This window comes from Acidobacteriota bacterium (genome assembly GCA_026393675.1).
Taxonomy (GTDB): domain Bacteria; phylum Acidobacteriota; class Vicinamibacteria; order Vicinamibacterales; family JAKQTR01; genus JBAXOX01.
Map to the genome: position 1 here is coordinate 79992 of JAPKZQ010000029.1, position 11842 is coordinate 91833.

General features: G+C 64.3%; 7 protein-coding genes. 3 read left to right on the forward strand and 4 right to left on the reverse strand.

Features of this window, described 5'->3' with window-relative positions; translation table 11 throughout:
* Nucleotides 1-6 precede the first annotated feature (6 nt).
* Nucleotides 7-2697: a hypothetical protein gene (locus NT151_08035; protein ID MCX6538867.1), complete on the reverse strand. Its 2691-nt coding sequence runs from the start codon at nucleotides 2695-2697 to the stop codon at nucleotides 7-9.
* A gap of 234 nt (nucleotides 2698-2931) precedes the next feature.
* Here NT151_08035 and NT151_08040 point away from each other — a divergent pair, with 234 nt between their 5' ends.
* The 3 genes from NT151_08040 to NT151_08050 all read left to right on the forward strand — a co-directional run bounded on the left by NT151_08040 (nucleotide 2932) and on the right by NT151_08050 (nucleotide 5383).
* On the forward strand, nucleotides 2932-4113 hold the full coding sequence (locus tag NT151_08040; protein ID MCX6538868.1) for a hypothetical protein: 1182 nt from the start codon (nucleotides 2932-2934) through the stop codon (nucleotides 4111-4113).
* Between the two features lie 153 nt (nucleotides 4114-4266).
* Nucleotides 4267-4647 carry a cupredoxin domain-containing protein gene (locus NT151_08045; protein ID MCX6538869.1) on the forward strand — a complete coding sequence of 127 codons (381 nt, stop codon included), beginning with the start codon at nucleotides 4267-4269 and terminating at the stop codon, nucleotides 4645-4647.
* Between the two features lie 64 nt (nucleotides 4648-4711).
* Nucleotides 4712-5383: a CDP-alcohol phosphatidyltransferase family protein gene (locus tag NT151_08050; protein MCX6538870.1), complete on the forward strand. Its 672-nt coding sequence runs from the start codon at nucleotides 4712-4714 to the stop codon at nucleotides 5381-5383.
* A gap of 24 nt (nucleotides 5384-5407) precedes the next feature.
* Here the strand turns inward: NT151_08050 and NT151_08055 are convergent, their stop codons facing one another.
* From NT151_08055 to NT151_08065, 3 genes are all read right to left on the reverse strand, one after another.
* Nucleotides 5408-6808 carry a sigma-54 dependent transcriptional regulator gene (locus tag NT151_08055; GenBank protein MCX6538871.1) on the reverse strand — a complete coding sequence of 467 codons (1401 nt, stop codon included), beginning with the start codon at nucleotides 6806-6808 and terminating at the stop codon, nucleotides 5408-5410.
* A gap of 135 nt (nucleotides 6809-6943) precedes the next feature.
* Nucleotides 6944-8029, reverse strand: a complete 1086-nt coding sequence (locus tag NT151_08060; protein ID MCX6538872.1) for an ATP-binding protein — start codon at nucleotides 8027-8029, stop codon at nucleotides 6944-6946.
* 186 nt (nucleotides 8030-8215) lie between these two features.
* Entirely contained in the window at nucleotides 8216-11512 is a 3297-nt protein-coding gene (locus NT151_08065) for a glycosyl hydrolase (protein ID MCX6538873.1), read from the reverse strand.
* Nucleotides 11513-11842 lie beyond the last annotated feature (330 nt).

Genomic DNA, 11842 nt, shown 5'->3' on the forward strand with positions numbered 1-11842 from the left:
AGCCGGTTACGCCAGTCTCTTGTCCTCTTCGGCATTGCCGCCTTTGGCGCGCAGCGTCTTGATGCTCCGCTCGATGCGCTCGGCGAGCTCGCGCTCGGCCTTGAGTGCTCTCAGCGTGCGCTGACCGTCGGTGACCAGTCCGCCGAGGCCGGCGAGATCCTGCGCCACATGTTCGACGACGGCCTTTTGCTCCGAGACCAGTTCGAGATTCAATCGGACGTCCTCGAGCAGATTGACCACGGAGGTGGTCTTGCTGTAGACGTCTTCGACCTGCGCCCTGCGGATCGCGATCTGGTTGATCTGCTCGTTGGTCTGACTGGTGGTGGCCAGCAACGCGTCCACGCGCTCCTTCATCGCCGAGAGTGCCGTGCGCTGTTCAGTGAGCTGCATCAGATCGGCCCGGCACTTCGCCGAGACTTCGTGAACGCCTTCGACCTCGCGCCGGACGGCGTCGACCACCGCAATGCGCCCGCCGACCGCTTCGATCGTGCGGTCGAGATCTTCGGAGAGTTGCTTTACGGCGTTGAGCTTCTCTTCGAAGCCCGAGATGGTTCGTTCCATGAACGCCAGTTGTGAACGCCGCTGTTCGAGCTGGCGCAAGACGCCCTCGAGCCGGCGCGACTGATAGTCTGACGCCGTCGCCTGCGCAGCCACGTCGCGCTGACGCACCTGCACGCGGGTCAGTTCCTCGATCAGTTCGTCTTTGGTCTGCGTGGCTCGCCGCAACTCCTCGGTGAGTCCCTGCACCTGTGTCAGGCTGGCTGCCACCTCAGTCGACGCGTCGCGGTTGGCCGTCAGCAGCTCGGTCAGCCGCCGTTCCTGCTCGGCCAGCACGGCGTCTTCCTTCTGCGCTTCCTTGAAGCGGGCGTGGGCCTTCTCAATCTGCGACTTGATCGCCGAGATCTCAAGGCGGAGCGGCACCAGCGCCTTCTGGACGGCGGCGACGGCTTCGAGCTTCTGCTGCACGTCGGTGACCTGCACGCCGACGTTGTCGCAGATGCTCTTCAAGCTGTCGATCTCGGCGCGACGGTTCAGTTGGTCCGCCAGCTTGGTGTCCACGTCGCCGGCCAGGGCGTAGAGCGCGTTGACGCGCTGTTCCACCTTTTCCACAAACTTGTAGGTATTGGCGACCCGCGTCATCTGGCGATCCAGTTCGTCGGCCAGCACGACGAGGTTCGACGCCCGGTGCACACCTTCGTCGATGATGGTCAGGCGCGACGTAATCGTGTCCATCTTGGATTCAAGTTCGGGGACATTCGCGCGGAACCCCTCGAACCGGTCGACAAACCTCCCGAGCGCTGTGCGATCCGCGTCGAGACGCTCGACCAGTTGCGCCGCCGCCTGGTGCGCCTTGTAGAACTCGATGATGTCGGCCCGGAGCGTCTCGAGGGTCTCGCGGAGCTGATTCAGGTTCTCGAACTGCACGCGTGTTCTGGTGGACAGATCGTCGACTTCGTCGAGCCGCTCGCGAAGTCCGTCAAACTGCGTCTGGCGCCGCTGCACCTCGTCGACCTGGCCGGCCAGGCTCGAGGCGAGCACTTCCATGGTCGTGAATTGCTGGGCCATCGCGGCCAGCGCGTGGTCCTTCGCCGTGACGTTCTCGACCGATCGCTCGACGTCGGCGATGCCGGTCTGGATCGTGCGGATGCGCTGGTCGAAACTGTCGAGCTCCTTGCGTTCGAGCGCCAGCCGTTCGTCATAACTGCGGATGAAGTCGGTCAGGACGCCGCGGTCGCGGTCCATCCGGGCAAGATCCTGCTGGAACGCGTCCTTCGCTTTCATCGCCGCGTCCACCTGCGCCGTCGTCTCGCGCGCGAGTCTTTCGAGTCGTTCCGCCGTTTCCTCGGCGCTCGCGACGAACTTCAGGCCCTCGTTCAACTTGGTGACCTGTGCGTCCATGCTCCAGACCATCTCGTTGAGGCGGCTCGATTCGACAATCGCGTGCTCGATCGTCTGCTTCTGCGTCTCGAGCGTCTTGGTCTTCTGCGACACGTGCTCGGCCAGCTGGTTGAGCGCCGACAGGCGTTCCTTCGTCGTCCGGCTCAGGTCCTCGAGCGCGGTGAACGACGCCAGCTTCTTCTCGATGTCCTTGGCGGTCTCCATCGTGATGTTGGCGTGGTCGCGCGCCTCGCGCGAGGTGTCGCGGAACTTCCCATAGTCCTGCGTCAACTGCGAGCCCAGCGATCTCAGCTGTTCGAATTCCGTCTTGAGGCCGGAGAACCGATCGGTCGCATCCTTGACTTCGCCGCTGGCCTGCTGCAACTGGTCGCGAAGCTCCTCGAACCCCTGCTGATCCCGCTTCAGGGCCTCGAGAGTGGTTCGCGTTTGCACCTCCTGCGCGGAAACCTGCTGCACCAGCGCGCGGTACTGCGCGATCTGACCTTCTGGTCCCAGCAGTTGCTGGGCGGTCTGCTCGGCTTCGGCCAGCGTGTCGGTGAGGCGATTGACACGCGCATCGACGGATTCGAGATCCGTGATGCGGGCCAGCAGACCTTCCACCCGCCCGGTCAGACCCTGCACCTGTTCGATCAGGACACGGGTGTCCTCACGCGTGGTCTCGAGGGATCGATCGACCTGGGCCATGTCCGTCTTCTTGCTTGCCAGATCGGCCAGGACCCTAACCGTCTCCTCGCGCTCCTGCTTGGCCTTGGCCAGCAGTTCGCGCAGCTCGTTCAGCTTCTTGAGCGAGTCGAGCATCATCATTCTCCTGCGCGCGTCCGGATGACGCGCCGACCTCTTCCGCGCTTACGTCCGGCCATCAGGCAGACGTCGGATCCACCTGTCCCTTCACGGTGTCGGCCGATCGGGCCCCGCGGATTAGACCCGATGCCGGCCGGACACGGTCCTGGTCGCGTGGAACCTGGACCCTGGCCCGTGCGTTGATCCGTGAAAGGGTAGCTCCGAATTGACCGGACCGCAAATGGAGGATCTGTGACCCGACGAAAGAAGCTCGACATCATGATGCCCGTCGTCAGCGGGCTGGCCTGCGCCGTCAGTGCATACACCACCCAGCAGGGGCTGGCGACCGCCACCTCGGACCTGCTGGTGTCGGTGGGGGTCGCGCTGACCGGCGGGGCGTTTTTGTTCGTGTTTTCCTTGTTTCTCATGTGGCGATTTCCCTATGCCGACTCGAACCGGCAGATCGGCTACGGCATCGTCGCCGTGGTGGTGATGGTGCTGGCGTTTGGTTTTTCGACGCAGTGGAGCGTGATCGCCATGGGTGGGAAGGATGCGCTGAGCATCCATATGCAGCGGGTGCTCAACCAGGCTGACGTCGAATCGCTCCGGCTGCTGCGCCAGGCGACGCTCGAAGCCAACCTGGCGCCTCAGTTGGCGAGCCTGGGCCAGCAGTATGAGGATCTGGCCAGCCGTGAAACCCGAGGCGCGTTCTCGGGGTTGCGGGGTGAAGGCAGCGTCGTGGCGACGCTGCGGAACATGTCGCAGATGTTCGCGAACCTGAGCCGCATGGTCAAGGGCGTCGATGGCGAGAAGAAGGCGCTGTATGACCGCTACAAGGAGTTGACGGCAGAGGCCCGCAAGGTGGCGTCGGACACCGAGGCGGCCGACGTGCGCGAGGGCGACAAGATCCGACGCAACAACCTGGCCTTCAGCCGCATTCTGGGCGAGATCAACGAGGTGATGACCAGGATGGGAGAAAAATCGTCGGCGGCCTACGTCCGGGTGGTCAACCAGAACCTGGGATCGTTGACGACGACGGCCCGGTCCGACGACACCGCCGAGCAGAAGCAAGCGCTGGTCCGGCTGGAGCTGCTCAAGGAAGCCGCCGTCAAGGTTGTGACGCAGATTGCCGGGGGACGGCCATCCGAAGAGGAGAGCAAGACTCAGACATTCATGATGATCCCGGCCGCTCATGCGGTCTGGGTGTACAAGAACGACGTGTTTTATGCCTGGTCCGGCGGCATCGCGCTCGATGCGATTCCCACGATCTTCGTCGTGCTGCTCTCACTCGGGCGGCCGATTGAAGATGAGGAAAAGGAGCGGGAGGCGCGCACCGCCCCTGTTCCGAGGAGTGCATCCACGCCGCGCCCCGTGACGGCTCCGGCCAGCTGGCCCGGCGGGGGAGCAGGGGGTCACGCCGCCAATCGGGGGTGAGGCGCGATCGCTGCCGTGATATCCTGCCGCGGCCGAAAAGGGAGTAGATCGTCGCCCGCGCCAATGCGTGATGCCTGGCGGCACACAACCCCCGGTCGTGCGGCTTGCCGTCTGGCCGCGCTTCGAGTGAGAATCTTGAGAAGGAGATCGCAGATGACCCTCAGAAACATGTTCGCATTCGCGGTGGCGTTTTCGTTTGCCGTGGTGGTGGGATCGGCTCAGGCGCCCAGCGCACCGGCCAAGCCGAAACAGGAACAGAAGAAGATCCAGAAGGTGAAGCTGTCGTTCGACGACAAGGGCTACGTCGTGACGCCCTCGACGCTTACCAAGGGCGTGCCCGTCGAGATGGACGTGGATCTGGATACGGTCAAGGGGTGTATGCGCACGGTGGTGATCGCGTCCTTGAACGTGAAGAAGACGGTCAAGACCGGAGATACGCTGATTGAGTTCACGCCGGACAAGACCGGGAACGTGCCGGTGATTTGCGGCATGAACATGGGGAAGGGCGCATTTACGGTCGTCGATCCGAAGTGACCGGAGAGCGGCGCCGGGTCTCTCCCTGGTGCTGCATTGCCTGCCCGCTGCCACAGGACCCGCCATGCACCGCCCGGTGAAGAGCTTCGACTACGCCCAGGCCCTCAAGCAGGGGCATCAACTCCCGTTGCTGCGCTACCTGAACGTCGATCGCTACGTGCATCGGCCCGTGGGTGCCCTGATTGTGCGGGCGATCTACTCCACGAGCGTCACCCCGAATCAGCTCACGTATGCGTCGTTTGTGCTGGGCGCCATCGCCGCGGCCTGTTTCTGCCAGGTGCCCCGGGCCTTCGTGGTGGCTGGGGCGTTCATCCAGCTCGCGGCCAGTTTCATTGATTCGGCCGATGGCATGCTGGCCAGAGCCAAGGGCATGCAGAGCCGGTTTGGGGCGACGCTGGACCTGATGCTCGATCGCATCGGCGATCTGCTCCTCTACGGGTCGACCATCGTTGCCTACTACCACGTCACCGGCGACGCGCGCCTCGCGATTGCCGGCCTGATTGGCCTCGCCCTGTTCAACCTGCAGGTCACGCTCTACTACCTGGTCGAGCAGTACAGGAAGGCGGAGCGGACCGGGATGTCCGGTGAAACGCGCGCCCTGCTCAGCTGGCTGATCGTCGTCTGCGCGCTGGCCGGGCGATTCGAGATCCTGATGTGGGTGCTGGTGGTCGAACCGGTGGCGAACATCGTGTATCGGGTCTGGTACGTCCATCACCTTCCACCCGATCCGGCCTGACCCGACGGCACGCGCCGCTGCGCTCTACGCCTCCGGGCCAGGCGCCCGGCGCCGAGACGTCGGCTTCTCGATGCCGAGGGTTTTCATCTTGTAGTTGATGACGCGCGCGCTGACGTGGAGCAGATCTCCGGCATCCCGCTGGATCCAGTTGCACATCCGAAGCGCCTCGGTGATTGCCTGCCGCTCGATGTCTTCGAGCGCGACGCCGGTTGGCGGGATCCGCACGAGGGGTGTCGCCCCCGGGTGGCCGCCGACCGCGATGGTCTCACCCAGCCGCAAGTCCTCCACCGTGAGGACCGGCCCCTCGGTCAGCAGCACGGCCCGCTCAATCGCGTTCTCGAGTTCGCGGATGTTGCCCGGCCAGTTGTAGCGCGCCAGCAGCTTCTGGGCGTCGGGCGCGACGCCATCGATCTTCCTCTTGAGTTCGCCGGTGAACTTCCGCACGAACGTCGCGGTCAAGTCCGCAATGTCGTCTTTGCGATCGCGCAGCGGCGGCATCTCGACCGACACGACGTTCAGGCGGTAGAACAGGTCCTCGCGAAACTGGCCTGACGCCACCATCGCGGGCAGGTTGCGATTGGTTGCGGCAATCATCCGCACATCAACCTTGAGCGTCCGCGTGCCGCCCAGCCGCTCGAACTCGTGCTCCTGGAGCACACGCAGAATCTTGGCCTGCGTGTTCGGGCTCATGTCGCCCACTTCGTCGAGAAACATCGTGCCACCGTCGGCCTGCTCGAATCGGCCAACGCGCTGTTTGTCGGCGCCGGTGAACGCGCCCTTCTCGTGGCCGAACAGTTCCGACTCGAGCAGGTTTTCCTGCAGCGCCGCGCAGTTCACCCTGACGAAGTTGCGGTTCGCGCGCAGCGAGTTGTGGTGGATCGCGCCCGCGATCAGTTCCTTGCCCGTTCCCGTCTCGCCGCGAATCAGGACGGTCGTGTTGCTCTTGGCGACCTTGCGGACAATCCCGAGCACCTTCTGGAGCGCACCGGAACTGCCTACGATGGAGTCGAACTTGTAGATGTCGCCCTGCGTGTGGCGGAGGTAATCGAGTTCGTGGCGGAGCCGGCGCATCTCCAGCGCCTTCTCGATCTTGAGCTCCATCTCCTCGATCTCGAACGGCTTCTGCACATAGTCGAAGGCGCCGATCTTCATCGCCTCGACCGCGGTGCCGACCGATCCGAACGCGGTCATCAGGATGACGGCGCAGGTCGGATGCAGCGTCTTCGCCGTGCGCAGCACATCGAGGCCGTCGCTGCCGCCCATCTTGAGATCGCTCAACACGACTTCGAATTGGCTCTCGTGCAGCCGCTCGATGGCGGCATTCCCGTTGGGCGCTTCGTCCACGTCGTGGCCCGCCTCGGCCAGCGCGCGGGCAAGCCCCCGACGCAGGGCGTCGTGGTCGTCGGCAATCAGAATTCGGCCCATGACTGTCTCACCTTGTTAGTGCTTCAACTCGCCATTACCGTTGCGCATTCCTGCTGGGCGATTCGGTGAAGAACGCTCGCTCAGCACTAAGTCCTGAGTGAATGAACTCGTTGCCGAATTCATGAATCGAAGGGCTTAGAAGGCCAACTGCCCGGGCGTGCCCACCGGCAACATCACCGTGAACGTCGTACCGGCTCCGGGTGTGCTCGCCACATCAATTCGCCCGTCGTGCGCATCGACGATCTTTCGCACGATGGCCAGGCCCAGGCCCGATCCCTGGGGCTTGGTCGTGAAAAACGGATTGAAGATCCGCTCCGCAATCTCCGCCGGAATCCCCGGGCCGTCGTCGGCCACGATGACGACGACCGCGCGCGGGTGCATCTGGTCGTGCCCGGGCCGCTCGTGCGCCTCCACCCGGATACACCCGCGGCCGCCCAGCGCTTCGAGCGCGTTGATGAGCAGGTTGGTGACGAGCTGGCAGAGCTGATGGTGATCCCCGACGATGGGCGGCAGCGCCACCGGGACATTGACCTCGAGCCGGGTGCCGCGGCGGGCGAGCTCGCTCTCGGCCAGCGTGATCGCGTCCTGAACCACCCGGGCGATCGACGTGCGATCCACCTCCAGCCTGATCGGCCGCACGAACTCGAGCACCTCGAGCACGATGGCATTGGCCATCTTGGCCTCGCTGATGATGTCGCCCAGCATGCCCTGCAAATCAGCGCGATCAGCCACCTGGCGTCTGAGCAACCCCGCCATCACCTCGATGCTTGCCAGCGGGTTCTTCACCTCGTGCGCGATCATCGCGGCCATCTCGCCGAGCGCGGCGAGCCGATCGCGAAGCCGCTCGCGTTCCTCGGCCTGTTCCACCAGCGTCAGATCCTTGAAGAACAGGGCCGCGCCATACACCCGCCCCCGATGATCCCGAACCAGCGACAACGTGTAGCCGATGACGGTGTCGGTGGGCTTCAGCCGAAGTTCAGCCCGATTGGGCAGATGGCTCAAGTCGAACGCGCTGGCAAAGACGCGAAGCAGATCGGGATGGTCGCGCAGCAGTTCGCTGAAGTGGCGACCGACGTCTCCCGGTGTCTGGCGCACACCGAGGATGCGGTACGCCTCTTCGTTGATGGCGGAGATGGTGCCGTCCCGCGCGATCGCCATCACGCCGTTGCGCATGCTGGCGATCAGATCGCGAAAGAAGCGATTGTCGATCGACTTGGCCATGGCGTGTGTTCCGCCCTTGGCCCGGGGCCAGGGAGGTTGTGCGACGACAGAATTGTAATCCTCTTTCAGTCTTGTCATCGGTCGCCAGGCCATTCCGGAGTGATCGCCGCGAAATACGGCGATTTTGGTGATCCGGCCTGATGCCGGATCACCACGTCAACTGGGGATGAGCAAGGAGAATGCCTGTCAGTGCTTCTTGTCGAAGGGCACGAGCACGACGGGGGGAACGCCAGCGGCGCCGACGGCCGTGTTGAACTCCGCGAGCTCCGCGTCGAACACCGTCCGGAGCCGTTCGGTCACCCCCGTGAGCTGGCTCTTGAGATCCTTGTAGCGCGCCAGAATGCCCGCGGTGGGTTTCGCGTCGGCTGTGTCGGCGACACCGGCCAGACCCGCAAACTGGAAATCGAGCTTCGGCAGGTAGTTCAGGGAATCCTGATTGGTCTTCAGGTTTGGATTGTAGAGTTCGTCGGCAATTGCCGTCAGCTTCTCCAGCAACTTGTCCGCGCTGGGCTTCAGGGCCTGGCCCTTCCCGATCGCCTCCGCACGTTTCATCAGGCCAATGATCTGCGCTTTGACGTCCTTGATGCGCCTGATCGCGTTGTGGATCCCCGCGAGATCATCCCGAACCGTCCTGAGGAAATCCGCCTGCGCCGCCAAATCAGCGGCCGGGACGCTGACCGCCGGGTTCGGCCGCACCTCAAAGGGCGCCTCAACCTTGTCCTGGCCGACACTCAGCCTCACGGTGTATCGCCCAGGCGTGATGCGGATGCCCTGCGGCGGAAAATCCCCGTAGGTGTAACGTGGCATGACGAGGCCTGTCACCGTCTGGCGCAGGTCCCAGACGAAGCGATTGACGCCCGCCACCGGCTCGATCGGCTTGTCCGCGTCTTCGTCTTCTTCACCTTTTTCCTTCAGTTCGTCGTCGGTCGGCGTTGCCACGCTCGAGACCGTGCGCAGGATGGTCGTGCCGTCGAGGAACTCGAGCGTCACCGGAACGTCGGCTTTCGGCTTGTCCTTCAGCCAGAAGTTCACGATCACGCCGCTGGGTCTGTTCTTGCCGGCGTCGGTGCCCTTCCCCACGTCGCCGGGCAGCCGGAAGGTGGGCCGCGGTGCAAACAGGCGGACCGGCGCCTGCTGGATATCCGGTTGCCACTGGCGCAGCGCCGTCAGGTCGTCGAGAATCCAGAACGCCCGGCCCTCCGTGGCCACGACAAGGTCCTCGTGCTTCACGGCCAGATCGGTGATCGGTACCACCGGCAGGTTCCGCTGGAAGGGTTGCCAGTTCGCTCCGTCGTCAAAGGAGATGTACAAGCCCGTTTCCGTGCCGGCGTATAGAAGTCCCTTCCTCGTGTTGTCTTCGCGCACCACGCGCGCGAATGTCGTGTCGGGAATGCCAGCGACGATCTTCGTCCACGTCTTGCCGTAGTCGCTGGTCTTGTAGATATACGGGCGCAGGTCGTCATGCTGATTCATCATCGCCGCCACATAGACGGTCGCCTTGTCGTGCGGCGACACCTCGATGGCATTGATCCGGATCCACTCGGGAATGCCCTTTGGCGTGACGTTGGTCCACGTCTTGCCCGCATCGCGCGTGAGCTGGACAAGCCCGTCGTCGGTGCCCGCCCAGATCGTGCCGGCCTCGTGCGGGGATTCGACGACGTAGAAGATCGTGTCGTACGTTTCGACGCCGGTAAATTCGTGCGCGATCGGGCCGCCGCTATAGTCCTGCTTCGCCTTGTCGTTGCGGGTCAGGTCCGGGCTGATCTCCTCCCACGACTGGCCGCCGTCGCGTGACCGGAGCAGGATCTGCGCGGCGTGGTAAAGGGTGTCCGGGTCGTGCGGTGACAGCAGGATCGGCGCGGTCCACTGGAACCGATACTTCAGGTCGCGTGCCGCGCGTCCATCGATCACCTGCGGATACGCGACGATTTCGCGCGCCTCCCCGGTCTTGTGGTCGTAGCGCGTGATGGATCCGCCGTAACCGCCGGCAAAGACGATGTCCGGATTGCGCGGGTCGGGAGCAATCCAACCCGACTCGCCGCCGGCCACATCGTGCCAGTGGGTGCGGGTGATGCTCGAATCGCGCACGCCGCTCGGGATACTGATGCTCGTGTTGTCCTGCTGAGAGCCATACACCCAGTACGGAAACCGCGAATCGGTGGTGACGCGGTAGATCTGGGCCGTGGGCTGGTTGTCCTCAGTCGACCACGACTGGCCGCCGTTTACCGTGATCTCGGCGCCGCCATCGTCGCCGAGAATCATCCGCCCCGGGTTGTCAGGATCGATCCACAGGTCGTGCGTGTCGCCGTGATGAACGTGGATGCTTGAAAACGACTTGCCGCCGTCGATGGATTTCAGGAACTGGATGTTCGGGGCGTAAATGACATCCTCGTTGACCGGATCGGCGAAGACACCCGAGTAGTACCAGGTTCGCTGGCGGATCCGGTGGGAGCCGTTGACCAGCGTCCACTTGTCCCCACCGTCGTCGCTCCGATACAGGCCGCCCTTTTCCGCTTCGACCATGGCCCAGACGCGCGAGGGCCGCGATCGGGAAACCGTCACCGTCACCTTGCCGACGATGCCTTCGGGAAGTCCAGTGGTGAGCTTCTTCCAGGTGTCGCCGCCGTCGATGGACTTGTAGAGTCCCCCGCCGGGTCCGCCGCTCTGCATGGTCCAGGCTTTCCGGTAGACCTGCCAGAACGCGGCATAGAGGATGCGCGGGTTGGTCGGATCCATCATCAGGTCGGACGCGCCGGTCTTGTCGTCGACTATTAACACCTTCTTCCACGTCGTTCCCCCATCGAGCGTGCGGAAGATCCCGCGCGATTCGTTCGGGCCCCAGATGTGCCCCTGGGCCGCGACGTACACGATGTCCGGATTCTGCGGGTTGATCCGGACGCGCGCGATCTGTCTCGTGTCGGCGAGCCCGACGTTGGTCCAGGTGGCGCCGGCGTCGGTCGACTTGTAGACGCCATCGCCATGCGAACTGGTGCTGCCGCGAATCGCCGTCTCCCCCATGCCGACATACAACACGTTGGGATCGGAGTCGGCCACCGCAATGGCGCCAACCGAACCCGTCTTGAAGTACTTGTCGGAGACGTTCGCCCACGTCGCGCCGCCGTCGGTCGTTTTCCAGACGCCGCTGCCCGTGCCGCCGAAGTAATACAGAAGAGGTTTCCCGCGCACGCCGGTCACGGCAACCGAGCGACCACCCCGGAACGGTCCGATGTTCCGGAATTCGAGACCCGGAAACAGATCGGACAATGAGGGCAGTTTCGCCGCCGTTGGCTCTGCACCTTTCGGCGGCGGGGCAACGGTGCCGGTCTTGGCCGGCTCTGCTTTGGCGGGCGCCTGTGCCTTGGTGGTCGGCTGGCCCTTGGTGGCGGGCTGTGCCTTGGCGGGCGCCTGTGTCGCCGGCGGAGCTTGAGCGAGCACGGTCCACGAGACTAGGAGCATCAGGGCAGCGACAGTTGGAACACGCATCTTCGACACGGCGTATCTCCCCGGGTACGAGATCAGGGCTGAAAGGTGATCGCCGCAGAATAGCACGCGAGACCATGTCGGCTGACGTAGCTTCCAGTCGCGAACCCCTGGCGCCGGGCTCCAGCCCGGCCAGCGGTCCTGGCGGCGTGACCCGCGTGGGATCGCCGGGCTCCAGCCCGGCCCGAGGAAGAGCCACGCTGGAGCGTGGCGATCCGTGCGCCTGTAAGTGTGCCATGACCCGAGAGGTGCAAGTCCTCTCCAGGCAAACGCTCTCCGGCCTGAAGCCGACGATTACTGCGCCGCCGCGAGGCGGGGTGGGGAGCTATCGGA